24 protein-coding genes are annotated in these 24,425 nt (G+C 65.1%); 12 read left to right on the top strand and 12 right to left on the bottom strand.

Going from position 1 to position 24,425, the window contains the following annotated elements:
- Nucleotides 1-105: 105 nt before the first annotated feature.
- The 3 genes from AC04PT_RS08230 to AC04PT_RS08220 are packed head-to-tail and all read right to left on the bottom strand — an operon-like array spanning nt 106 to nt 4,673.
- Complete coding sequence (locus AC04PT_RS08230) at nt 106-1,209, bottom strand: DUF2235 domain-containing protein (protein WP_482873171.1); 1,104 nt, start codon at nt 1,207-1,209, stop codon at nt 106-108.
- The gene (locus AC04PT_RS08225) at nt 1,187-3,484 is read right to left on the bottom strand and encodes a xanthine dehydrogenase family protein molybdopterin-binding subunit (RefSeq protein ID WP_482873170.1); all 2,298 of its coding nucleotides are present in this window, start codon (nt 3,482-3,484) and stop codon (nt 1,187-1,189) included. Before AC04PT_RS08225 ends, AC04PT_RS08230 begins: the two co-directional genes overlap by 23 nt.
- Nucleotides 3,485-3,542: 58 nt before the next feature.
- Nucleotides 3,543-4,673, bottom strand: coding sequence for a type III PLP-dependent enzyme (locus AC04PT_RS08220; protein ID WP_482873169.1), 1,131 nt, complete (start codon nt 4,671-4,673; stop codon nt 3,543-3,545).
- Nucleotides 4,674-4,778: 105 nt separating this feature from the next.
- On the opposite strand from AC04PT_RS08220, the gene AC04PT_RS08215 reads away from it, so the two are divergent.
- Entirely contained in the window at nt 4,779-5,204 is a 426-nt protein-coding gene (locus tag AC04PT_RS08215) for an Lrp/AsnC family transcriptional regulator (RefSeq protein ID WP_482873168.1), read from the top strand.
- Between the two features lie 166 nt (nt 5,205-5,370).
- Nucleotides 5,371-5,592 (top strand): hypothetical protein, encoded by a 222-nt coding sequence (locus tag AC04PT_RS08210; protein ID WP_482873167.1) that lies wholly within the window; start codon nt 5,371-5,373, stop codon nt 5,590-5,592.
- Nucleotides 5,593-5,596: 4 nt separating this feature from the next.
- Here AC04PT_RS08210 and AC04PT_RS08205 read toward each other — a convergent pair whose 3' ends face one another.
- Entirely contained in the window at nt 5,597-6,460 is an 864-nt protein-coding gene (locus tag AC04PT_RS08205; RefSeq protein WP_482873166.1) for an LOG family protein, read from the bottom strand.
- Nucleotides 6,461-6,592: 132 nt separating this feature from the next.
- Here AC04PT_RS08205 and dapD point away from each other — a divergent pair, with 132 nt between their 5' ends.
- Nucleotides 6,593-7,420, top strand: coding sequence for a 2,3,4,5-tetrahydropyridine-2,6-dicarboxylate N-succinyltransferase (dapD, locus tag AC04PT_RS08200; RefSeq protein WP_482873165.1), 828 nt, complete (start codon nt 6,593-6,595; stop codon nt 7,418-7,420).
- A gap of 110 nt (nt 7,421-7,530) precedes the next feature.
- Nucleotides 7,531-7,869 (top strand): hypothetical protein, encoded by a 339-nt coding sequence (locus AC04PT_RS08195; RefSeq protein ID WP_482873164.1) that lies wholly within the window; start codon nt 7,531-7,533, stop codon nt 7,867-7,869.
- 73 nt (nt 7,870-7,942) lie between these two features.
- Here the strand turns inward: AC04PT_RS08195 and AC04PT_RS08190 are convergent, their stop codons facing one another.
- Nucleotides 7,943-9,013, bottom strand: a complete 1,071-nt coding sequence (locus AC04PT_RS08190; protein WP_482873163.1) for a Hint domain-containing protein — start codon at nt 9,011-9,013, stop codon at nt 7,943-7,945.
- Nucleotides 9,014-9,232: 219 nt separating this feature from the next.
- On the opposite strand from AC04PT_RS08190, the gene dapE reads away from it, so the two are divergent.
- From dapE to rnr, 5 genes are all read left to right on the top strand, one after another.
- Nucleotides 9,233-10,378: a succinyl-diaminopimelate desuccinylase gene (gene dapE / locus AC04PT_RS08185; protein ID WP_482873162.1), complete on the top strand. Its 1,146-nt coding sequence runs from the start codon at nt 9,233-9,235 to the stop codon at nt 10,376-10,378.
- On the top strand, nt 10,375-10,797 hold the full coding sequence (locus tag AC04PT_RS08180; protein WP_482873161.1) for a GNAT family N-acetyltransferase: 423 nt from the start codon (nt 10,375-10,377) through the stop codon (nt 10,795-10,797). The genes dapE and AC04PT_RS08180 overlap by 4 nt, the downstream gene beginning before the upstream one ends.
- 79 nt (nt 10,798-10,876) lie before the next feature.
- A complete protein-coding gene (locus AC04PT_RS08175) occupies nt 10,877-11,434 on the top strand; it encodes a TIGR04282 family arsenosugar biosynthesis glycosyltransferase (protein ID WP_482873160.1) in 558 nt (185 codons plus the stop codon).
- A 57-nt stretch (nt 11,435-11,491) separates the two neighbouring features.
- On the top strand, nt 11,492-11,767 hold the full coding sequence (locus AC04PT_RS08170; RefSeq protein ID WP_482873159.1) for a YrhK family protein: 276 nt from the start codon (nt 11,492-11,494) through the stop codon (nt 11,765-11,767).
- 32 nt (nt 11,768-11,799) lie between these two features.
- Nucleotides 11,800-14,073, top strand: a complete 2,274-nt coding sequence (gene rnr / locus AC04PT_RS08165; protein ID WP_482873158.1) for a ribonuclease R — start codon at nt 11,800-11,802, stop codon at nt 14,071-14,073.
- Between the two features lie 81 nt (nt 14,074-14,154).
- Here rnr and AC04PT_RS08160 read toward each other — a convergent pair whose 3' ends face one another.
- Nucleotides 14,155-14,766 carry an alpha-ketoglutarate-dependent dioxygenase AlkB family protein gene (locus AC04PT_RS08160; protein WP_482873157.1) on the bottom strand — a complete coding sequence of 204 codons (612 nt, stop codon included), beginning with the start codon at nt 14,764-14,766 and terminating at the stop codon, nt 14,155-14,157.
- Between the two features lie 212 nt (nt 14,767-14,978).
- On the opposite strand from AC04PT_RS08160, the gene dnaK reads away from it, so the two are divergent.
- Together dnaK and dnaJ are read left to right on the top strand one after the other, a co-directional pair.
- Complete coding sequence (gene dnaK / locus AC04PT_RS08155; protein WP_482873156.1) at nt 14,979-16,895, top strand: molecular chaperone DnaK; 1,917 nt, start codon at nt 14,979-14,981, stop codon at nt 16,893-16,895.
- A 93-nt stretch (nt 16,896-16,988) separates the two neighbouring features.
- The gene (dnaJ, locus tag AC04PT_RS08150; protein WP_482873155.1) at nt 16,989-18,155 is read left to right on the top strand and encodes a molecular chaperone DnaJ; all 1,167 of its coding nucleotides are present in this window, start codon (nt 16,989-16,991) and stop codon (nt 18,153-18,155) included.
- Nucleotides 18,156-18,248: 93 nt separating this feature from the next.
- On the opposite strand, the gene AC04PT_RS08145 is transcribed toward dnaJ, so the two are convergent.
- A complete protein-coding gene (locus AC04PT_RS08145) occupies nt 18,249-19,010 on the bottom strand; it encodes a MauE/DoxX family redox-associated membrane protein (protein ID WP_482873154.1) in 762 nt (253 codons plus the stop codon).
- Entirely contained in the window at nt 19,007-19,831 is an 825-nt protein-coding gene (locus tag AC04PT_RS08140; protein WP_482873153.1) for a DUF305 domain-containing protein, read from the bottom strand. The genes AC04PT_RS08145 and AC04PT_RS08140 overlap by 4 nt, the downstream gene beginning before the upstream one ends.
- 161 nt (nt 19,832-19,992) lie before the next feature.
- Here AC04PT_RS08140 and radC point away from each other — a divergent pair, with 161 nt between their 5' ends.
- The gene (radC, locus tag AC04PT_RS08135; RefSeq protein ID WP_482873152.1) at nt 19,993-20,760 is read left to right on the top strand and encodes a RadC family protein; all 768 of its coding nucleotides are present in this window, start codon (nt 19,993-19,995) and stop codon (nt 20,758-20,760) included.
- A 21-nt stretch (nt 20,761-20,781) separates the two neighbouring features.
- On the opposite strand, the gene lpxK is transcribed toward radC, so the two are convergent.
- From lpxK to AC04PT_RS08115, 4 genes are all read right to left on the bottom strand, one after another.
- Nucleotides 20,782-21,771, bottom strand: coding sequence for a tetraacyldisaccharide 4'-kinase (gene lpxK, locus AC04PT_RS08130; protein ID WP_482873151.1), 990 nt, complete (start codon nt 21,769-21,771; stop codon nt 20,782-20,784).
- Complete coding sequence (locus AC04PT_RS08125) at nt 21,771-22,955, bottom strand: 3-deoxy-D-manno-octulosonic acid transferase (RefSeq protein WP_482873150.1); 1,185 nt, start codon at nt 22,953-22,955, stop codon at nt 21,771-21,773. The genes lpxK and AC04PT_RS08125 overlap by 1 nt, the downstream gene beginning before the upstream one ends.
- 35 nt (nt 22,956-22,990) lie before the next feature.
- Entirely contained in the window at nt 22,991-23,236 is a 246-nt protein-coding gene (locus AC04PT_RS08120) for a DUF4170 domain-containing protein (protein WP_482873149.1), read from the bottom strand.
- Between the two features lie 94 nt (nt 23,237-23,330).
- On the bottom strand, nt 23,331-24,266 hold the full coding sequence (locus AC04PT_RS08115) for a hydrogen peroxide-inducible genes activator (protein ID WP_482873148.1): 936 nt from the start codon (nt 24,264-24,266) through the stop codon (nt 23,331-23,333).
- Nucleotides 24,267-24,425 lie beyond the last annotated feature (159 nt).

Genomic DNA, 24,425 nt, shown 5'->3' with positions numbered 1-24,425 from the left:
ACGAGGGACAGTGAAGTTCATGCAAGGGTTCCGGCCTCGCATGTCATGAGATACAGATAGGCAACGGTTCGGAAGAAAACAGGGCCGCTCACCACTTCGTGAATTTCAGCCGTTTCGCCGCAGCATCGCGTTGGTCATGCCTCTGGACATCTCCATCAACCGCGACACGCTGCTGCCGCGGTCCAGACGTTCCTGCAAGGTGGGGTGAAGCCGCTCGGACGGGTCCTGCATCTTGCGGCGGGGGCTGCGGATCACGAACATCTTGCTCCAGCCGCTCCATGTGCCGATCGACGGCGCGTCCACGTCGGTGGGATAGCGATTGCGCCAGCCTTCGGGCAGGGCAATGCCGCAGGCCTCGGCCTTCTCGAGCATCCAGACGAGGGAAATGTTTGCCAGTGGCCGCGCCATGGGCAGCCCGTCGATCTGTCCGCCGACGTCGCCATGTGTGCCTGCAAACCACATCTGTTCGATCCGGCCGTTCCAGCCCTCGGGGACATCCCACAGCACCGGTGCATAGGCCGCGCGGCGTTCGTCGTAGGCCAGCGCGTGATAGCCGTGGTGGATCGACTGGCCGAGCTGGTGGTTGTGAAAGGCATGCGGGTCCGACGAGAGCCGCCAGACCAGCGGCAGACGGATGCCAAGCGCCTTCACGGTGTCGAAGCAACCCACCATCTCGATCGGCGCCTCGGGATGGCAATAGGCCGCGCGGAAGGCCAGTGCGGCATCGCTGTCTGGGGCGGTCTCGTAATGGCGGTAGGCGGTGGCGACGTTGCGTTCAAGCGCGTGACGGGCAGTGACAAGACCGACACGGTCGATCAGCCCTGCGAGCGAGCGCACGGCAAAAGCGCCGCGCGAATAGCCCAGCAGGAAGATCCGGTCGCCGGGCCGGTAACGCGAGGCGAGGTAGCCATAGGCGCGGCGGATTTGACGGTTGATACCCTTGCCGGTCATCACCGCCCAAGCGGCGCGCCAATCCGGGAACTGCACGCCGGGTTCGTAGTAGATCGACAGGTCGCCCGGCGCCTCGCAGAGCAGTTTGTAGATCAGACCGATGTTGGTCTCATGGCCTTCGCGGAGGCTGGACATCGTTCCGTCGAGCAGGATGACATGCGTACGCTGGCCACGGCGCGGCCCGGATCTGGTTTGCTTGAAGCGGAGCTTGCGCGCAAACCATTCCGTCAGGTGTTTATGCAGCCGTCGCAGACGCATCCTTCAGCATTCTCCATACACGCATCGGGGTGAACGGCATGTCCGCCTGTCGCACTCCGTGATCCCACAGTGCATCCTGCACTGCATTGCCCATTGCCGCCATGGCTCCGACGGTCCCGGCTTCGCCGCAGCCCTTCATGCCCATCGGGTTGGCGGTCGATGGCACCGGCTCGGTCTTGAACGTTATCATTGGAAGTATATCAGCACGCGGCATGCCGTAATCCATGAAAGTTGCCGTGAGCAGCTGGCCATCGTCGTCATAGACCACGCGTTCGGTCAGCGCCTGACCGATGCCCTGCGCCGCGCCGCCATGGACCTGACCCTCGGCCAACAGCGGGTTGATCAGGTTTCCGAAGTCATCGACCACGGTATATTTCTCGACCGTCACCTCGCCGGTCTCGGGGTCGACCTCGACCTCCGCGACATGGGCACCGTTGGGATAGGAGCGACCGGGCAATTTTTCACGCGCCTCGAACGTGAGCAAATCCTCACGTCCGTCATCGCGCGCCATCCGGGCCACGTCCAGCATTGTTGGCGACTGGTTCGAGCCCTCTGCGCGGAATGTTTCGTCATCGAAACTCACTGCGCTCTCCTCGACGTCCATCTTATCCGCCAAGTAGGGCGCGAATGCGGCAACGATCCGGGATACCGCCGCAAGTGTGACATTGGCCTGCGTCGTGACCGAGCGCGACCCGCCCGTGCCGCCGCCCTTCCTGATGAGATCGCTGTCGCCCTGGATTACGCGGATGCAGTCGGCCGGTATGCCGGTCTGATCGGACAGGAACTTGGCATAGACCGTTTCATGCCCCTGCCCGTTCGATTGTGTTCCTACATAGAGCGACACGCCGCCATCCTCATCGAAAGTCACCTTTGCGCCTTCGGAAGGATCGCCGAGGATGCTTTCGATATAGTAACAAAGTCCAATTCCACGCAGTTTTCCGTTGGCTTCGGACGCGGCCTTGCGCGCGGTGAACCCCGCACGGTCGCAAGCCTCCTCGGCGTGGGAAAGGACCCGGTTGAAATCTCCGACGTCGTAAAGTTCGCCGGTCACCGTTCTATAGGGGAACTTCGCGACGGGAATAAAGTTCCGCCGGCGCAGCTCCCATCCGTCCATGTCGAACTCGCGCGCCGCGCGGTCCATGAGGCGTTCGATCACGTAGATCGCCTCGGGCCGGCCGGCGCCGCGGTAGGCGTCGACCTGCACGGTGTTGGTGTAATAGCCGCGCACCTCCTGCCAGGCGGTCGTGATGTCGTAGCTGCCGGGCAGGACCTTGGAGAAAAGCTGGGTCTGGATCGGCTGGCCGAAGCCCGAGTTGTAGGCGCCGAGGTTGTTTTCGGTGGTCACACGGTAGGCGAGGATGCGGTGATCGGCGTCAAAGGCCATCTCGGCCAGCGAGGTCAGATCGCGGCCGCCGTTGTCGGTGAGCATCGCCTCGGTGCGTTCGGACATCCAGCGGACCGGGCGTTGCAAAGCGCGCGCGGCATAGGCGCAGACCACGTACTCCGGATAATCGCCGGCCTTCATGCCGAAGCCGCCGCCGACGTCGGGGTTGGTGATGCGGACCATCTCCTTGTCCATGCCCAGCGCTTCAGAGATCGTGTCCTTGCAGTCCCAGACCCCCTGCCCGTTGATCGCCACGTGAATCCGCTCGCCCTCCATCTCGGCATAGCAGCCGCGCGGCTCGATCGGGTTGGCGATGACGCGGTTGTCCTCGACCTGAAGCGAGACGACATGCGCGGCCTTGGAAAACGCCGCTTCGGTCGCCTGCTGGTCGCCGATGCCCCAGTGATAGGCGAGGTTGCCGGGCGCCTCTTCGTGGATCGCGGTCTCGCCCTCGGCCAGCGTCATGCAGGCGGGAAGTTCGTCGTAATCCAGCTCGATCAGCTCGGCCGCGTCCTTGGCCTGTTGCAGGGTCTCGGCGAAGATCATCGCGATGGGTTCGCCCACGAAGCGCACCCTGCCGCGCGCCAGCACCGGGCGTTCGGGCCTGGCGCCCTTGGAGCCGTCGATGTTGGTGACCACGGTGCCGTCCAGCCCCACATGCACGCCGGTGGCCTCGAGGTCCGCCAGCGTCACCACCATGTGCACGCCCTCGGCCTCGCGGGCGTCATCGACATTCAGCGTGGTGATCTCGGCATGGGCCACCGGCGAGCGGAACATGAAACCGAACAGCGCGCCTTCGGGTGCAATGTCGTCGACGTAACGACCTTCGCCTTTCAGGAAACGCACGTCTTCAACCCGGGTCACGGGTTGGCTCTTGCCAAATTTTTCCATCTGCCTCTCCTGTCGGTGATCTCGGCCGACACTAGGCGAAATGCTCCGGCTGTCCAGCCTAGGGCAGAGGTGACGTCACCGTGACCACGCGGGTGATTCCGTAGCCGTTGAAATCGGTCGAAAGCGCCATGGCGTATGCGCCGGCGCCGGGCCAGAGGATAAAATCTCTCTCGGCGGAATCGGCGGGCAGGCCAATGCGTCCGGGCAGGCGGTCGACGGAGTCGCAGGTCGGGCCGAAAACAGTCCTGCGGCGCGGTTTGCCTGTGCGTGCCGCGCCGTCCCGTCCGACCACAAGGAAGCGTTTTGGAACGGTCATGTCCCGCATCTCGGCCAGACCGCCGTAGAGACCGTCGTTGAGGAAGACCGCGCCGTCGTCGCGGATTGCCTTGATCCGGGTGACGAGCGTCACCGCCTCGCTCACCAACGCGCGGCCCGGTTCACAGACCAGTTGCGGCGGAGTTTCGAAGGCGCTCTCAGTAGCCGCGCGGATGGCGGCGAACACCTGCTCCAGATCGGGGGCATTGCCGTCGCGGTTGGAGGCGAACCCGCCGCCGACATTGAGCCGATGCAACGTCACATCTGCCTGCCGCGCGACAGTCGCGGCGGCGCGGATGTAGGTCTGCCAGGCTTCGGGGTCATTACACTGCGTACCGGGGTGGAAGGTCAGCGACGGGCGTGCGCCGGATTCGGCGACCTTGCGGAGAAGATGCGCGGCACGGTCCGGTTCAGCACCGAACTTGGCGCAGAAATCATAGGCCGCGCCGGAGACCTTGAGCGCCAGACGCACGGCAATCTCATCGCCCGCGTGCGGCGCGATCTTGGCCAGTTCGCTTGCGGAATCGACCGACCACGAGGTCACGCCCAGCGCCCGTGCCGCGGCAATCTCGGCCGTGGATCGCACCGGATTGTGATAGTGCAGCGCGGCATCCGGGCTTACCGCCCGCACCGCCTGCATCTCGGCGACCGAGGCAACGTCGAAGGCGGCGATGCCGGCACCCGCCATCGTTTCCAGAACCTCGCGTCCCGGGTTGGCCTTGACCGCGAAACTCACCAAGCCCGGAAAGCCGGCCCGGAACCGCGCAACCTGCGACTGAAGCGCCGCGGGACAGAAACAGGCGACGGCCTCGTCAGGGTCAAGCCCGAGGGCGGCGGCGACGGGGTCGGCATAGGGGGCGGGGTTGTACTGCATCGGGCACCTCTTTTCCTTCAGGATCGCCGGTCCCGCTGTCGAATCCGCTTGGCAGCTTGTGCGAAATGTTGCTTTTCTCCGTCAAACCGCCGAAACTTTCGTCAAATGGATGAGACCGACACTCAACTGCTGAGCCTTCTGGCCGAAGACGCGCGCCAGTCCGTCGCAACGCTCGCGCGCAAGCTCGGCCTCGCGCGGACGACTGTGCAGGCCCGCATCGAACGCCTTGAACGGCAGGGACAGATCGCCGGCTACACCATCCGCAGGGGCACCGCGGCACGTGCCGCGATCCGCGCCACGGTGCTGGTCACCATCGAGCCGCGCTCCGGCCCGGCGGTGCTGGCGCGGTTGAAGTCCCTGCCTGACGTGAAACGGGTCCACACCACATCAGGCCGGTTCGACCTGATCGTGACGCTGGAGGCCAACAGCACCGAAGCGCTGGACGCCGCGCTCGACCGCATCGGTGAGGCGAAGGGTGTGAAATCGTCGGAAAGCCTGATTCACCTGAGCACGCGGCTCGACCGCGGATAGGCGCGTGCCGCCCCCCGGACGTGGTCTCTCATCCCGGACTTGATCTGGGATCTCATGGCATCGGCACAGGTGGTGCGGATCAGGTCCGGGACGGGTGAAGAGGGAAAGGTGGCGTCCCGAAAATGCCCCACTTGCGCACGATCGGCGTCGAAATCGTAAATTAGCCATGGATAAGAAACAATGGAGAGACGTCATGTCGAGCACCCAGATCAATCAGGTCATCGCCCTGCTGCAATCGGAACGCGCCAAGGCGCTTAGCCACCGCGAATGGGAACACCGTCTTGCCGGCTACGGCTTTGCCATCGCGCATACAGAACACGGCGACGTCGTGACGGCGCTGCCGCATGGCCGCGAGATCTGTGCCCTGCCGGCGCAGTTGCGCACCTGACGCCCTACGCCGTGTCGTCGGCTTGAGGCCGACCGGGAATATCCTCGCGCGCAGGCGCCGGGTCCCAGTTATCGATCAGGTGCATCGCCTCTTCGGCGGTCTCCACGAAGCGGAACAGGTTAAGGTCCTCGGCCGCAATGGTGCCGGCATCGGCCAGCGCCTCCCAGTTGACGATCCGCTCCCAGAACTCGCGGCCGAACAGCAGGAACGGCACCCGGTCCATGCGCCCGGTCTGGATCAGCGTCAGCGCCTCGAACAGCTCGTCCATCGTCCCGAAGCCGCCCGGAAAGACGCACACCGCCCGCGCCCGCATCAGGAAGTGCATCTTGCGGATCGCGAAGTAGTGGAAGTTGAAGCACAACTCCGGCGTGACAAAGAGGTTCGGCGCCTGCTCATGCGGCAGCACGATATTGAGCCCGATGGAATGGCCGCCCGCCTCGTGCGCGCCGCGGTTGCCCGCCTCCATCACCCCCGGCCCGCCGCCGGTGACCACAACGTTGTCGCGGCCGCCCGATTGCATCGACTTCTCGGTCATCAACTTTGCGAAGCGCCGCGCCTCGTCGTAGAAATGCGACAGTCCGGCCAGCGTCTTGGTCCGCGCCTCGTGCTTCTTGGCCGGTTCCGGGATGCGAGCGCCGCCGAACAGAACGATGGTACTGTCGACTCCGGCTTCGGTCATCAGCATCTCGGGCTTGAGCAATTCCAGCTGCAAGCGCACCGGGCGCAGTTCGTCCCGGCAGAGGAAATCGTCGTCGGCGAAGGCCAGCGCATAGGCCGACGCGCGCGTCTGCGGCGTGTCCGGTGTCCGGTCCACCTCGGCGCGGTCTTCGTGTGCGTCGCGGAACCGGCTGCGGCGGTGTTCGGTCATGGGATCATCCTGCATCTGCGTGTGTGGGCCTAGAAGATGGTACGAACTGACGGAACTCAACCCCGATTGCGAAGACCGCCCCTTCGACGTATAGGCACCGAGAACCGAACCGAAGCCGAGAGGAATGCCCCGATGTCCAACGCCCAGCTTGAAGCCGCGATCGAAGCCGCCTGGGACGCGCGCGACACCATCACACCGTCGACAGGCGGCGAAACGCGTGAGGCCATCGAGGACACGCTGAACGCGCTCGACAGCGGCAAGTTGCGGGTGGCCGAAAAGCAGGACAGCGGCGACTGGCACGTCAACCAGTGGGCCAAGAAGGCGGTGCTGCTGTCCTTCCGCCTCAACGACATGGAGCAGATCCCCGGCGGCAACGGCAATTCCGGCTGGTGGGACAAGGTGCCGTCGAAATTCGAAGGCTGGGGCGACAACCAGTGGCGTGAAGCCGGTTTCCGCGCCGTGCCGGGCTCGATCGTGCGCCGCTCGGCCTATATCGCGCCGGGCGTGGTTCTGATGCCGTCTTTCGTCAACCTCGGCGCCTATGTCGACGAAGGCAGCATGGTCGACGGCTGGGCCACGGTCGGCAGCTGCGCCCAGATCGGTAAGAACGTGCACCTCTCGGGTGGCGTCGGCATCGGCGGCGTGCTCGAACCGATGCAGGCCGGCCCCACCATCATCGAGGACAACTGCTTCATCGGCGCACGGTCAGAGGTGGTCGAGGGCTGCATCGTTCGCGAAGGCTCGGTCCTTGGCATGGGTGTCTTCATCGGCCAGTCCACCAAGATCGTCGACCGCGAGACCGGCAACGTCAGCTACGGCGAAGTGCCGCCCTACTCGGTGGTTGTCGCGGGCTCGATGCCGTCGAAGAACGACATCAGCCTCTACTGCGCGGTGATCGTGAAGCGCGTCGACGAGAGAACCCGGTCCAAGACCGGCATCAACGAGTTGCTGCGCGACTAACGCAGGCGGGCGGTCAAAGGCACCATCCCAAGTGCCTACCGCTGAAAGTTACTTCCGCCGGAGGCGCCCGCAGGTGCCCCCCGGCACCACCGTCCGATGGAAAGCGTGCAATGACCAAGCCTCCCCGCAAGCCGCATCAGGTCTACACCTTGGTGGTCCAGGTCGGCCGCAAGTCCGGCGATGGGTTGCCGAAGGACGCCACCGGCGCCGGGCTGATCTGCTACGCCTCCGGCGTCGACGAGGCCGAGGCGGTGCGCGAGACCGTGGCGATCCTGAAACAGGCCGACATGGCGCCGCTGGACGTGACCGGCCACGGCACTCTGGACGAACGCCGCAAGGCCGGCGATGAGATCGAGCCGGAAGAGGCCGAGCTTATGCAGCGCGCACTGGACGAGAACGCCGTCATCGTGGCGCAGATGACGCCTTTCTACGAACCGCTGGAAGACTAGGACTGACCGCCCCCCCCCCGGCGCCGCCAAATCTCATCGATGAGAATTGCAAAATCCGTCGACGGATTTTCCCTCAGGCGACTTCCGCGAGCGCCTGCGCCTCGTAGCGTTTCAGCACCGGCGGATTGAGATGCGCCTGTTCTGGCATCAGGGTCGGATCGACTGCCGCCAGCAGGGTCGCACCCAGGCGTTCTCCATCACGTCGCAGCCGTCCGACATATAGGCTTTCCGCCCATGTCCCGCTGGTCGCCATGATCGCATGAGAGGGCAACAGGACCTGCGCGTAGTGCACCAGCGGAAGGTTGGGTTCCTGCAGAGCCGAGATGCCGTTTACGAGATAGCCCGCCGGCACCAGCACGCCCTCGCAGCCGAAGGTGTAATCCACCGCGTCGCCGCTGAGAAAGATCTTCTGGTGCGGTGCCACGACGATATCGCGCTGCAATCCGAAATAGGGCGCGCGCAGGCGGATCGGGGCGAAGCTGCCAAGGCCCGGCACAACGCGTTGTGCGACATGCAGCACCGGTTCGGGCGGTCCGTCGCGCGTAAACACCAGATCGCCGCAGCGCAATGCTTCCAGCTCGCGCGCGCCGAACGGGGTTTCGACAAAGGTGCGCGCGGCGAAGCCGGGCATGGGGCCTATTGGCTCGACCCGGTTGGACAGGGCGAGGAAGCCGAGGCTGGCCGAACCAGAGCGGCAGATCGCCATCGCGTCGAAGGCGGTCAGGCTTTCCACCGCCATCGGCGCGGGCGCGTCCAGGGTGCCGGTCACGAAGCCTGTCCCGCCAACCTCCTCGACCGAGAACCGGGCGGTCCCGGCCTCGCAATCCCATGAGAAGCTGAGGCGCACCCGGGCGGTCCCGGCGGACAGTCGCAGGGTCCGGTGTATCATCCGCCGCCCTTGCGCCACGACCAGCGCAAACGAGCCCTGCGGCAGTGCGAGGATCGACAGATGGCCGGCGGCATGGGCCTGCAGCGGGAGGCGCAGGATCGGCGTGGCGGCCGTGACGTCCGCCATCGTGCATTCCAGCAGCACCGTGCCCCGGCGCAGAGGGCCGCGCGCGGAAACCCGGTCGAAGGGCGGAAACACCCTCGGCCGACCGGACGGCGAAATTGCCGCGATCCAGCTCATCGGTCCCCGTGCCACGCCACGGCGCGGGGGACGACGCAAATCCTTGTCATGGTTCTGCTCCACCACTCTGCGCCGTCATTGTCGGACGGCAAGCGCGGGGCTGCCGCGCCCGAACCGGCGCTTATTGTTGCCGGGAAGCCTAGCACCGTTGGCGGCCATCTGTTAAGCGAAACCGGTGCGCGGTGGCGCAAGCCGCTGCAAATAGGTCACAAATTCAGCAGTCAAAGGGCTTTCATGTCACAAACCGATCCGCTCGACCTGACCGCCGCCTTGGTGCGCTGCGCCTCGGTCACCCCAATAGAAGGGGGCGCACTGGTGCTTTTGCAGGACCTGCTGGAGCCCGCCGGCTTTACCTGCACCCGCGTCGAGCGCGAGGGCATCAGCAACCTGCTGGCCCGCTGGGGGGACAAGGGCCACCCGAAGACCTTCGGCTTCAACGGCCATACCGATGTGGTGCCGGTGGGCAATCCAGCCGATTGGACGCGCGATCCCTTTGGTGCCGAGATCGACGGTGGTTTCCTCTATGGTCGCGGGTCGACCGACATGAAGTCGGGTGTCGCGGCCTTTGCCGCCGCCGCCGTGGATTTCGTGCGCGACACGCCGCCCGACGGCGCCATTATCCTTGCCATCACCGGTGACGAGGAGGGTGATGCCGATCATGGCACCCGCGCGCTGCTTCAGCACATGGACGCCGAGGGCGAGGCGATGTCCGTCTGCCTCGTTGGCGAGCCGACCTGCCCCGACACCATGGGCGAGATGATGAAGATCGGCCGGCGCGGCTCGATGACGGCTTGGTTCACGGTGACCGGCGTGCAGGGCCATTCTGCCTATCCGCACCGTGCCAAGAACCCGCTGCCGGCGATGGCGCGGCTGATGGACAGGTTGGCCAGCCATGAGCTCGACACCGGCACCGAGCACTTCGATGCCTCAACGCTGGCGGTGGTGACAATCGACACCGGCAACCCGGCCAACAATGTGATCCCTGCGCAATGCACCTCTTGCGTCAACATCCGCTTCAACGACGCCCACACCGGCGCGGACCTGACCGACTGGCTGCGGGCCGAAGCCGATGCCGTGGCGGAGGCGTTCGACGTGACGATCGACGCGAGGATCAAAATCTCGGGAGAGAGTTTCCTGACGCCCCCCGGTGCGCTGTCCGACCTGGTGGCTGCCGCCGTGCAGGCAGAGACCGGCGTCAAACCGGACCTTTCCACCACCGGCGGCACATCCGACGCGCGTTTCGTCAAGGATCACTGCCCGGTGGTGGAATTCGGCCTTGTGGGCAAGACCATGCACCAGGTCGACGAGCGCGTGGCGGTGGACCAGGTGCACCAGCTCAAGGCGATCTACGCCCGCATCCTGAAGGACTATTTCGCATGAGCGTGACGATCACCCGCACCGACGATCTTGAAACCTGCCTGAAGCTGCGGTTCGAGGTTTTCGTCGATGAACAGGGCGTGCCTGCCGACATCGAGCGCGACGCCTATGACGAGGTGGCAATTCACCTGCTGGCGCTGCGCGACGGGCGGCCTGTCGGCACCGCCCGCATCCTGCCCAACGGCGAGATCGGCAAGATCGGCCGGGTCTGCGTGGTGAAGGACCTGCGCGGCACCGGTCTCGGCGCGGCTCTGATCGAGGCCTGCCTGTCCGAGATGCGCGCCGACGGGCGGTTCGGCAAGGCGGTTCTGGGATCGCAGGTACATGCGATCCCGTTCTACGAAAAGCTGGGGTTCGCCGCTTATGGCGAGGAGTTCGACGACGCCGGCATCCCGCACCGGATGATGGAAAAGGCACTGTGAGCCGCGACGCACGTCTCGGCGCGGGCGCGCCGGTTGCACGGTAAACTAGCCTGTGCGCACCATCCAAACCCTCGTTGTCATGCTGAAAGAACCCCGGCCCGGTCGGGTGAAAACCCGCCTGGGCCGCGACATCGGCATGACCGAGGCCGCTTGGTGGTTCCGCCACCAGACCGCCCGCCTGCTGCGCCATCTCGATGATCCGCGCTGGCATTTGATCCTCGCGGTTTCGCCCGACCGTGAAGGCCTGCGAAGCCACGTCTGGCCGGCGCACCTTCCCCGCCTTCCACAAGGCTCCGGCGACCTCGGCGACCGCATGGCGCGGGTCTTCCGCAGTCTGCCGCCCGGCCCGGCGATCATCGTCGGCGGCGACATCCCCGGCATCACGCCTAGCCACATCGCCCGCGGCTTCAAGGCGCTGGGCCACAACGACGCCGCCTTCGGCCCTGCCCTCGATGGCGGTTACTGGATGATCGGTCTGCGCCACGCGCCGCCCGCCGGATTTCTGCGCAACGTCCGATGGTCCACCGAACATGCGCTGGCCGACAGCATCGCGACCCTGCCCGGCAGACGCATTGCGCTGACCGACACGCTGGCCGACGTCGACACCGCCGCCGATCTGGACCGACACCGCGCCTGACTGGACCCGAAGCCGCCGCGCCCTAGACTTGGCACCAACGCCAGCAGGACGCCCGCCATGACCGACACAGACGACGCCAAGCGCTATCCCGAGACCCGCCGCATGCAGGCCGCCTTCGAGCTTGCCTATACCGCCGTCGATTTCGCCGCCGCGACCAGTTTCATCATCGGCTCGGTGATGTTCTTCTTCGAGGCCTGGCAGACGCCCGGAACCTGGATGTTCCTGCTGGGCTCGGTCCTGTTTGCCACCAAACCCACCATGCGCTTCCTGCGCGAAGTCCACCTCGCCGCGAAAGGCGATGCCGAGGACCTTGCGAAACGGTTTGACAAGTGACGCCGCCCAACGCCCGTGATACCCGTGCCGACATGAGCAAGCTTCCAACCAAACCCGAGATCCTCGACTGGATCGCCGCCAATCCCACGCTGACCGCCAAGCGCGACATCGCCAAGGCCTTCGGCATCAAGGGCGCCGCCCGGATCGACCTCAAGCGTCTGTTGAAGGAGCTTGAGGAAGAGGGCCACCTCGAGAAGCGGAAGAAAACGTATCGCGACCCCGATCGCCTGCCGCCGGTCTCGGTGTTGCAGGTCAAGGAACCGACGCCGGACGGCGACCTTTTCGCAAAGCCGCTGGAATGGCACGGCGAGGGCGTGGAGCCGATCGTGCTGGTGGTGCCGCGCGCCTCGGATCCGGCGCTTGGCGAGGGCGACCGCATACTTGCGCGCCTTCAGGTGGTCCACGAAGAAGATCACAATTACGAGGCACGGCTCATCCGCCGCATCGGCACCAACCCGCACAAGATCCTCGGCATCTTTTCCAAACGTGCCGAGGGTGGGCGTATCAAGCCGGTCGACAAGGGGGCCGACAAGGAATGGCAGGTCGGCGCGGGGGACGTGCACGGAGCGAAGGACGGCGAGTTGGTCGAGGCCGAGCTGGCCGGACCCAAGTCCCGCATGGGCCTGCCGCGCGCCCGCATCACCGAGCGTCTCGGCGATCCCTCGGCACCGAAGGCGGTGTCGCTGATTGCCATTCATCAGCATGGTATTCCCGATGATTTCCCCGATGAGGTGATTGCCGAGGCCGACGCGATGAAGCCTGCCGGGCTGAAGGGACGTGAGGACCTGCGCGACCTGCCGCTCATCACCATCGACCCGTCGGATGCGCGCGATCACGATGACGCCTGCTATGCCCATCCCGACGACGATCCAAAGAACGCCAGCGGCCATGTCATCTGGGTCGCTATCGCCGACGTGGCGCATTACGTCCGCCCCGGTTCGGCGCTGGACCGCGAGGCCCGCAAGCGCGGCAATTCAAGCTATTTCCCCGACCGCGTGGTTCCGATGCTGCCGGATCGGCTGTCAGGCGACCTTTGTTCGTTGCATGAGGGCGTGCCGCGCGCCTGCATTGCCGTCAGGATGCAGATCAACGCGGCGGGCGAAAAGCTGTCGCACCGCTTCGTGCGCGGGCTCATGCGCTCGCCGGCATCGCTGAACTATCAGGAGGTGCAAGCGGGCATGGACGGCGCGGCGAACGACAAGGTCGCGCCCTTGATGGACGACGTGATCCGACCGCTCTACGCCGCCTATGAGGCATTGAAAAAGGCGAGGGCGGCGCGCCAGCCGCTAGACCTCGACCTGCCGGAACGGCGCATCGAGCTCAGCGAAGATGGCAAGGTGCAATCGGTCAACTTCAGGGACCGTCTGGACGCCCACAAGCTGATCGAGGAGTTCATGATCCTCGCCAATGTCGCCGCCGCCGAGACCCTAGTCGCCAAGAAGACGCCGCTGCTGTTCCGCGTCCACGAGGAGCCACCACAGGACAAGCTTGAAAGCCTGCGCGATACCGCCGATGCCGCCGGGCTGACGCTGGCCAAGGGACAGGTGCTGAAGACAGCGCATCTCAACAAGCTGCTGCACGATGCGGCGGGGACGGAGGAGAGCGAGCTCATCAACCTCGCCACCCTGCGCAGCATGACGCAGGCTTACTACAGCCCGAAAAACTTCGGCCATTTCGGGCTGGCGCTGCAGAACTACGCGCACTTCACCTCGCCCATTCGCCGCTATTCCGACCTGATCGTGCACCGCGGGCTGATCGCGGCGCATGGCTGGGGCAAGGATGGTCTTTCGCCCGAGGATATCGACAAGCTCGAGCCGACCGCCGCGCATATCTCGGACACCGAGCGCCGGTCGATGATCGCGGAGCGCGACACCACCGACCGCTACCTCGCGGCCTATCTGTCGGAACGGGTCGGCAACGAATTTACCGGGCGCATTTCTGGCATCGCGCGGTTCGGAGCCTTCGTGAAGCTTGACGAGACCGGCGCCGACGGGCTGATCCCGATGCGCAACCTCGGGCGGGAGTACTTTCACTTCGATCGCGACAACGCGACGCTCATGGGATCGGACACGGGCCTGACGATCACCATCGGCCAGCGGGTCACGGTGCGATTGACCGAAGCGGCACCTGTGACCGGAGGCATCGCGCTGGAACTGCTGGAGATCGACGGCGAGACACCGCCGCGCGGCAATGGTACCGGTCCGCGCGGGCGGCGCGGCAAGGGCGGGCCTGCCAAGCGCAAGCTGGCGCGGTCAAAGAAGAAGGACGCCAAGGTCAGCCGGAAGCGGCGTCAGGCAAAGCGCTGAGCAGAAATGGGGCAACCCGCAGCGTGCGGCTTCGGAACGACCCATTCTGCGTTGGATTTAATCTGCGCGGGGCGGGCAGGTTCACCCATCGCCGGTCACCACCCGCAGCGTCAGGTTGATCCGGCCATGGTCCGGCAACAGCGAGGACGAGCCGAAGCGGATTCGGTCCACCCCGTGATGCACCAGCCGCGCCGCGCCGCCAAGCACCACCACGTCGCCCGAGGTCAGCCAGACGGATTTCGTCCTGCCGCCCTTCTCGACATTGCCGATGCGGAACAACCCGTCATCGCCAAGTGAGACCGACACCACGGGCTGCGAGAAATCCGCCTCGTCCCGGTCTTGGTGAAGGCCCATCCGCGCGCCTTCGCCATAGTAGTTTACCAGGCAGCACTCCGGTGCCCGCGCATCCGGTGCCACGTCGTGCCAGATGCGCATCACCGGATCAGGAATCGGCGGCCAGTCCATCCCGTCGGGGTGGCGCGGCTCGTAGCGATAGCCCGAGCGATCCGTCACCCAGCCGAAATCGCCCGCCGCGGTCATCCGGACCGACATCTGCCGACCGCCCGGCGTTACCGGGCGATAGAACGGCGCAGCCTTCGCCACAGCCCGGATTGCCCCAAGCAATTCAACCTGTTGTTCCTGCGACAGGTAGTCCTTGAACACCTGCACCCCGCGGACCGTCAAAGGCGCCATCGGCCGTCTCCTTCCTGAAACCGAAAGAAATCATCACGGATTTGCGACATAGCGCAACCTGCACCGCTTGCAGCCCCGAAACCCCGTCCTTATATACCTGCCGAAGCGCGGAACGGGCCTTTCCGGCCCTTCCGTACAACCAGTTCGGGGACGGGATGCCGCCATGGGTTCCGCCTCGTGTCATCGCCTTGAAGAAAAGAGGGATCGAAAAAATGGGTAAAGTCATCGGTATTGACCTCGGCACCACCAACAGCTGTGTCGCCATCATGGACGGCAGCCAGGCCAGGGTCATCGAAAACTCCGAAGGTGCGCGGACCACTCCGTCGATCGTCGCCTTCACCGACAACGAACGTCTCGTCGGCCAGCCGGCCAAGCGCCAGGCGGTCACCAACCCCGAAGCCACCATCTTTGCGGTCAAGCGCCTGATCGGCCGTCGCGTCGGCGACGAAGCGGTCACCAAGGACCAGAAGATCGTGCCGTACAAGATTGTCGACGGCGGCAATGGCGACGCATGGGTCGAGGCAAAGGGCGAGAAGTATTCGCCGAGCCAAATCTCCGCGTTCATCCTCGGCAAGATGAAGGAAACCGCCGAGTCCTATCTCGGCGAAGACGTCACGCAGGCGGTCATCACCGTGCCCGCGTACTTCAACGACGCCCAGCGTCAGGCCACCAAGGATGCCGGCAAGATCGCCGGTCTCGAAGTGCTGCGCATCATCAACGAGCCGACGGCCGCTGCGCTGGCCTATGGTCTGGACAAGGAAGAGACCCACACCATCGCGGTCTATGACCTCGGCGGCGGTACTTTCGACATCACCATCCTCGAGATCGACGATGGCCTGTTCGAAGTGAAGTCCACCAACGGCGACACTTTCCTCGGCGGTGAAGACTTCGACATGCGGATCGTCCAGTACCTGGCCGACGAGTTCAAGAAAGAGCACGGCGTCGACCTGACCAAGGACAAGATGGCGCTGCAGCGCCTGAAAGAGGCCGCTGAGAAAGCCAAGATCGAGCTGTCGTCCTCGTCGCAGACCGAGATCAACCAGCCGTTCATCTCGATGGATCCGAACGGCGGCCAGCCGCTGCACATGGTCATGAAACTGACCCGCGCCAAGCTGGAAAGCCTTGTGGGCGACCTGATCAAGAAGTCGATGGCGCCCTGCAAGGCGGCGCTGAAGGATGCCGGTCTGTCCGCGTCGGACATCGACGAGGTCGTCCTTGTCGGTGGTATGACCCGGATGCCGAAGGTCATCGAAGAGGTGACCAAGTTCTTCGGGAAAGAGCCGCACAAGGGTGTGAACCCGGACGAAGTCGTCGCCATGGGCGCCGCCATTCAGGCCGGTGTTCTGCAAGGTGACGTCAAGGACGTGGTGCTGCTCGACGTGACCCCGCTGTCGCTGGGTATCGAAACCCTGGGCGGTGTCTTCACCCGCCTGATCGACCGCAACACCACGATCCCGACCAAGAAGTCGCAGATCTTTTCGACCGCGGAAGACAACCAGAACGCGGTGACCATCCGGGTCTTCCAGGGTGAGCGCGAGATGGCGGCCGACAACAAGATGCTCGGTCAGTTCAACCTCGAGAACATCCCGCCGGCACCGCGCGGCATGCCGCAGATCGAGGTGACCTTCGACATCGACGCCAACGGCATCGTTTCGGTCCAGGCCAAGGACAAGGGCACTGGCAAGGAGCAGAAGATCACCATCCAGGCATCCGGTGGCCTGTCGGACGAGGACATCGAGAAGATGGTCAAGGAGGCCGAGGAAAACGCCGAGGCCGACAAGTCCCGCAAGGAACTGGTGGAAGCCAAAAACCAGGCCGAAAGCCTCATCCACTCGACCGAGAAATCGCTCGAGGAGCATGGCGACAAGGTCGACCCGACCACCGTCGAGGCGATCGAGCTGGCCGTGGCCGCGCTGCGCGACGAACTGGAAAACGAGAACGCCGACAAGATCAAGTCCGGCATCCAGAACGTCATGGAAGCTTCGATGAAGCTGGGCGAGGCGATCTACAAGTCGTCCCAGGAAGAGGCGGGCGAAGACGCCCCGGCCGAGGCCGATGGCCCGGCGAACGACGATGACAGCATCGTCGACGCCGACTTCGAAGACCTTGATGACGACAAGCGCGCCTGATCACCCGTGATTGCAGTGCGTCGGAACCACTGTGGGGGCCGGTCCGGACACCGGGCCGGCCTCGCCACGTTCCGCGATTAGGAGGATGGACTGATGTCCAAACGTGATTACTACGATGTTCTGGGGGTGTCCCGGAACGCCTCCGCCGACGAGATCAAGAAGGCCTATCGCAAGAAGGCCAAGGAACTGCACCCCGACCGCAATGCCGACAATCCCAAAGCGGAGGGCGAGTTCAAGGAGGCGGGTGAAGCATACGAGGTCCTGAAGGACGCCGACAAGAAGGCGGCCTACGACCGTTTCGGACACGCGGCCTTTGAGGGCGGCATGGGCGGCGGTGGCGGCGGGCGCCCCGGCGGCGGCGGCTTCCACCCCGGTCAGCAGGGCGATTTCGCCAGCGCGTTCTCGGACGTGTTCGACGATCTCTTCGGCGATTTCATGGGCGGCCAGCGGGGCGGCGGCGGCGGACGCCGTGCGGCGCGCGGTGCCGACCTGCGCTATAACCTGCGGGTGACGCTGGAAGAGGCTTTCGCGGGCCTGCAAAAGACGATCACCGTGCCCACGTCGGTGCAATGCGGCGCCTGCAACGGCTCCGGTGCCGAGGGCGGCGCCGAGCCGACCACCTGCCCGACCTGTTCGGGCATGGGCAAGGTGCGGGCGCAGCAGGGCTTCTTCACGGTGGAGCGTACCTGCCCCACCTGTTCCGGCCTCGGCCAGACAATCAAGAACCCCTGCAAGACCTGTCACGGCGCCGGTCGTGTCGAAAAGGACCGCGCGCTGTCGGTCAACATTCCCAAGGGCGTCGAGACCGGCACCCGCATCCGCCTGGCCGGCGAGGGCGAGGCCGGGATGCGCGGCGGGCCTCCGGGCGATCTGTACATCTTCATCGAGGTGACGCCGCACAAGATCTTCGAGCGCGAGGCCGCGGACCTGCATTGCCGGGTGCCGGTGTCGATGTCGAAGGCTGCGCTTGGCGGTGACATCGAGGTGCCGACGATCGACGGCGGACGGAGCCGCGTGAAGATCCCCGCGGGCTCGCAATCCGGGCGCCAGATGCGTCTGCGCGGCAAAGGCATGCCGGCCCTGCGCGGGCCGGGCACCGGGGACATGTTCATTGAACTGGCGGTGGAAACCCCAGTCAACCTGACCACGAAGCAGAAGGAACTGCTGCGCGAATTCGAGGCGTTGAGCGAGGACAACAACCCGGAATCCAAGAGCTTCTTTTCGTCTGTGAAGGGCTTCTGGGACTCAATGAAAGGCTGATTTCGTCACGCTTTCGCGTGCCGACAGGCTGGGGGGCCCTGCCCCCCAGACCCCCGGGATATTTCCCGGCCAGAAGAAGGGAGCATAAGCGGTTCAGAACGCGCCCAAAGCCCTCAGCGGCATCCAGATTCCCATGAAGATCATCATCAGGTTCTCGGTCAGCGACACGAAGCCCAGCGGCACGTTTGACGATCCGCCCACACAGGCGCATTTCAGCTCGCGCTTGTCGATGTAGACCGCTTTGAATACTGACACCGCGCCGACCGTCCCGATGAACAGCGCAATTGGCGCCGAGATCCAGACCAGCGCGCCAGCCACCATGAGAATGCCCGAGGTCACCTCGCCGAAGGGATAGAGATAGCCGTAGCGCACCCAGCGCTGTGCCAGCAGGTCGTAGTTGAGGAACATGGTCGAAAAGCTTTCGACGTCCTGCAACTTCTGCACGGCAAGAAAGCACATGGAGATGGCGAGGAACCATTCTAAGGCCCGCAGGGTGAAGATCGTGTCGTAGAAGGCCCAGCTCAGCCCCAGCGCCATCAGCGCGGCGACCGAGAAGATCGCGATCACCGGCTGATAGCTGGTTGCGTCCTCCGCCGACACGTCATGGCCCAGATGCTTGCGCAGGTCCTCGTAGCCGCCGATCCGCCGATCACCGATGTAGATCTGCGGCGTCGTTTCGACGTTATGGGTGCGCTTGAAGGCATCGGTCTTTTCCCGCGAAGTGAGCGGATGGTCGATCACCTCGAAGCCTTCGCGCTCCAGCAGATCCTTCGCCTTTAGCCCATAGGGACAGGTGTGATCCGTCATCTCCATTCGAAACAGGTGGGCGGTTCCATCGTCGGCGCCGTCGATCATGACGCGTCCCCGCACTGATAGAAGCCGCGATAGCCGACTGTGTGCCCATCTTCGAGGTCGAAGATCAGGTCGGCGGTATTGTCTGGAACCCCATCAAAGGGCCGCACCCGCATCGAGACACCTTCGGCGGTGAAGGCATCACCTTCGGCGGACAGTTTGATCAGCTTGCCGTTCAGCTTCATCAATCCCGTCTCGCCATTGTTGCCGATAGCCAGGACCGCGGGACTTTCCATGGTTCGGGTAAACCGGCAGGACGCATTGCCCAGCACTGAGCCGATGTCCGGCTCGGTCAGCGCGGCGGCATCCAGCTTGGCGACCTCGGCCTGAGACAGCGCTGCGTCGACCGATGCCACCGGGGCCGGCTCGTCCGGTTGCCGCTCCGGGATCGGTTCGCCAGTGGTCTCACCCTCAAGATCGGCGATCAGGTATTTCATCTCGGCGATTTCCTTGTTCTGGGCTGCGATGATTTCATCCGCCAGCTTGCGCACCCGGGGATCCGAAATATCGGCACGCGAGGATGTCATGATCGCGATCGAGTGGTGCGGAATCATCGCACGCATGAAGCTGACGTCGCCCACCGTCACCTGGCTGCGCACCAGATAGAGCATGCCGGCGAAGACAAAGATGCTGCCGGCGAAGATCGCGGCATTGACCTTTTTGTTGTCATACATCGAGAGCATGAAGCCAAGCATGATGACCGCCATGGTCGCCCCCATAAGGATCGCCATGTAGACCCGGGTTTCGCTGAACAGCGCGTGCGGCCAGAGGTAGGTGTTCAGATACATCAGGCCGAACATCACGACGGTGGATGTACCGATCATTGCAAAGAAACGCCAGTAGGACATAGTAAACCTCACGAGTTGACCACGGGATGTAAAACGCGTTTGCGGCGCTGAGGGTTCCGACGGAAACCATATTGGTCCGATTTGCCGCAATCTGCGCCGTTAAGAATCGGTTTACCAAGCTCCGGCATGCTATCCACATGGCCCGCACGTCTTCATTCTCCGAAGCGCCTATGTCGCTGTTTCAGACCGACGAGACCGCGGAGACGCCGGTTGTGCCCCCGGGCGGCCGTTTGCCGTCATATATCCGCGACCACCGCAAACGGCTGCGCGAAAGGTTCCTCGCCGGCGGTCCGGACGCCCTGCCGGATTATGAGATGTTGGAGCTTGTCTTGTTCCGGGCCATTCCACGACAGGACGTGAAGCCGCTGGCACGCCTGCTGCTTGAGACCTTCGGCGACTTTAACCGGGTGATTTCTGCGCCCGCCGTTCGCCTGGCCGCGGTCAGGGGGGTCGGTGACGCGGTGATCTGCGAGTTGAAGCTGATCGAGGCCGCCGCCCAGCGGCTGGCCCGGTCGCGGGTGATCGAACGGCCCGTTGTGTCAAGCTGGGAGCAGTTGATCGCCTATTGCCATGCCGCCATGGCCCACCGCGAGACCGAGCAGTTCCGCGTTCTCTTCCTCGACCGCAAGAACATCCTGATCGCCGACGAGGCCCAGGCGCGCGGCACCGTCGATCATGTCCCGGTCTACCCCCGCGAAGTGGTGAAACGGGCGTTGGAGCTGAATGCCTCGGCGCTGATCCTGGTGCACAACCATCCGTCGGGCGACCCCACTCCCAGCCGCGAGGATGTCGACATGACCAACCAGGTCGAGGTTGCCGCACAGGCCCTGGGCCTGACGCTGCACGACCACATCATCATCGGCAAGAGCCGCGAGCTCAGTTTCCGCGCGGAGGGGTTGCTGTAGCCACTGACCACCGGTACCGGCCTACAGGATGCGGTCCAGAGCAGCCTCAAGCGCGGCATCTTCGGGGATCGCAAGCCTGACCGGCAGCGTCAGCACCTTCTGGCGGAACTCCGGCGGCAGGCGCACCGCATCCTTCTCGGTGCAGACGAGTTGCGCGCCGAGCAGCGCCGCTTCCTTTTCGAGACGCAGGAGAAGCGCCTGCGTCAGGGGCTGGTGATCCTCGAGCGCTTCGCCCCGGCGCAGTTCGGCCCCGAGCCCGCGCAGGGTGGCGAAGAACTTTTCGGGGTGTCCGATGCCCGCAAAGGCAAGCACCGGAAGGCCTTTCCAGTCCATCCCGGTCTGCAACGGCGCGAGGTGGCCCGTGACATGGGGCAGCGTCAGCGCCGGGCCCCAGTCCGCCGCAAACTTGTCCTGTGCGGTCTCGCCGCCAATGCTCAGCACCATGTCGGCCCTGTGCAACCCGGCGGCCACAGGCTCGCGCAGGGGACCGGCGGGCATGCAGAGACCGTTGCCGAACCCCTTCACTGCATCGACCACGATCAGCGACAGGTCCTTGGCGAGGCCAGGGTTCTGGAACCCGTCGTCCATAACCAGCACGTCGGCGCCCTCTGCGATGGCGTGACGCGCCCCCGCCGCACGGTTGCGCGCGACCACCACCGGCGCGAAGGCCGCAAGGAGCAACGGCTCATCGCCCACGTCCTGCGCCCCGTGCACCTTGGGGTCGACCGTCACCGGCCCCGTCATCCGGCCACCGTGCCCACGCGACAGCACGAACGGTCGTCGGCCCCGCGCGGACAGGCGCATCAGCAAGTCCATGGTGGTCGGGGTCTTGCCGGTGCCGCCAGCGTTGATATTGCCGACACAAATCACCGGCACCTGCGCGGTCAAATCGGGGGCCTCCGCCACCCGTCGTGCCGTGGCCAGGGCGGTCAGCCGGCCCAGCGGTGCCAGCAGCCGGGCCGCCAGTGCCGGTCGGTCGGGCGGCGTGTACCAGAAGGAGGGCGCGCGCATCAGGTGACCTCGGCAAGGTCGAGCGTATCGTGAATCAGGTCCATGATCCGGTCTGTGACCTGCGCCCCTTCCGAGACGATTTCCCATGCCGCCAGTGACATGGCCGCCGCCCGGTCCGGCGCGATCAGCTGCTTCAGGGCCGTGGTCAGGGTGTCGGTGTCGCGCACGATCCGCGCCGCGCCGGCCTCGGCCAGCCGGGAATAGGCATGCAGGTGTCGGCCGATATTGGGGCCGTAGAGGATGGCGGAGCCTAGGGCAGCCGGCTCGAACGGGTCACAGCCGCCGTGCCCCGCGACGAGCGAAGAGGCCATGAAGCTGACCGGCGAGAGCCGATACCACAGGCCCATCTCGCCATAGGTATCGGCAAGAAGCACCTCGGTGACGTCGTCGGGATAGTCGCTGTCGGACCAGCGGACAAAGGACATGCCTCCCCGGCTCATGCGCTCGGCCATACCGTCCCCCATTTCCGGGCGGTCGGGCACGATGATCAGCAAAAGCCGGTGCGCCCAGCGCGACACCGCGCGATGTGCCCGCAGGATCGTCGCCAGTTCGTCGGGCTGCACCATGGCCGCTAGCCAGACCGGTCGGGTCCCGATCGCCGCGTGCAAGTCCTCGAGGTCGGTCCTGTTGCAGCCGATGGCGGCGCTGCCCTCTTGCAGGGGGCCGGTGATGGTCAGGTCGGCTTCGTCCACCCCCAGCTTGCGCAGCCGCCGCGCGGCGTTGGCGTCGGACGCCATGATGACCGTGAAATAGTTCAGCACCGCCTGCGTCGGATCGGGCAGAAGCGGCACCGGACGGGCGTCGAAGCCGGTCTCGCTGGCGTCGACGAGGTAGAGCGGCAGTCCGGCCTCGGCCGCGGTAACGATCACCGAGGGGATCAGGTCGCCGCAGGTCCAGAGGCAGAGCTCGGGCCGCCAGTGGGCGAGAAATGCGCTGGCATCTTCGGGGTGCGCGCCCGGCGCCTTCGCGAGGATGATGTTCTTCTTCACCCGCTTCGGTCCGGTCACGCCGGGTGCCAGCGTCACCAGCACGAAGGCATCACGGCGCTGGCTGACCAGCCGCGCGGCCAGCTGCATGATTGCCGAGACCCTGTGTTCGCGCGTGGCATGGACCCAGACGATCATGCCGTCAGGGCGCGGCTGAAGCTCCGGCGCAGATCGTGGCAGACGCCGGGCCCAGGTCATGTGGGCCTGTATCGAAAGAGGTCGCGGCAGGTCAGTCAGCTGTCGATCTCTTGGGTCGCGGAGGTCTCGGCCTCTTCATCCAGCATGCGGTGCAGGTGGCTGATAAAATAGCGCATGTGGGCGTTGTCCACGGTGCGCTGGGCCTCGGATTTCCAGGCGTTGTAGGCGGACTGGTAGTCGGGGAAGATGCCAACGACATGGATGTCGTCGACATTCTTGAAGGTCGTGCCGGACGGGTCTTCAAGCTCGCCTCCGAAAACGAGATGCAGGCGCTGGGTCATGTGCGGGTCCTTTCGCCGGGGTTCGGGGCGCAGCCTAGCCTTGCGCGAGGCGGGGTCAAGGCTGCGCGTCCGGCGGGATGCCTGCCCCCGGACCTCACCTGACGGAAGGTCCCGGCTCGGGGGCCGGGACTGCGTCGGATGGCCGCGTTCCGGCCCGGCGGACCACCTCGGCCACCTCTGCCAATTGCCCGGCCAACGGCGTGGTCTTGCGCCAGACCATGCCGATCACGCGATTGGGCCGCGGCGGTGCAAAGGCCGTCACCGCGACATCGGCCGAACGGGTTTCGATCGCCACTGCCATCTCGGGGATCAGCGTCACGCCGATGCCTGCGCCTACCATCTGCACCAGCGTCGACAACGATGAGCCGTCCAGCCCGTCGCGCGCCAGCCCCGAGCGGATGTTGCAGAACGACAGCGCCTGATCACGGAAGCAGTGGCCCTCTTCCAGCAGAAGCAGCTTCATCTCGCGCAGGGTGTCGCGGTCGGGCACCGGCCGGCCAGCATGGGATGCCGGGCGCACCAGTACGAAATCTTCTTCGAAGAGCGCCACCTCGGTCAGCCAACCTTCCGAGATCGGCAGCGCCACGATGGCGGCATCGAGCCGCCCCTCGCCCAACTCGCGGATCAGCTTCTCGGTCTGGGTCTCGCGCACCGCGAGGTCGATGCCCGGCCACGACCGGCCCAGCCCGGCGATCACCTGTGGCAGCAGGTAGGGTGCGACTGTCGGTATGACCCCGATCCTGAGCCGCCCGATCAGCCGTTCCTGCGCCGCCCGCGCCAGATCGCCCAATTCGTCCACCGCGCGCAGGATGCCGCGCGCCCGGACGGCGAAGGCCTCGCCGAAACCGGTAAGCCGCGCCTGCCGCGTGGCCCGTTCAAAGAGCGCCGCGCCGAGCGTTTCCTCCAGTTCCTTGATCTGCACCGACAGTGCCGGCTGCGATACCGCGCAATCGGCGGCGGCACGCCCGAAATGGCCGTGGCGCGCCAGCGCTTCGAAATAACGCAACTGTCTCAGGGTGATGTTTTCCATAATAAAATCCTATCAAGCCAATCCGCAAATACAATTTTATTCTATGGATTTCCTTTGCTAGCGTCGCCGCAGGACATGAGGGAGGATTCGGTGGCGGCCCCGCGCAGTGGCCCCGACGATCCTCTGCATGCACGGAAAAAATACGATCAACATATCCAG

This window comes from Litorisediminivivens sp. KMU-197, from assembly GCF_056858395.1.
Note: the sequence above shows the minus strand (reverse complement) of the source record. Positions and strands in the feature narration are given on the sequence as shown.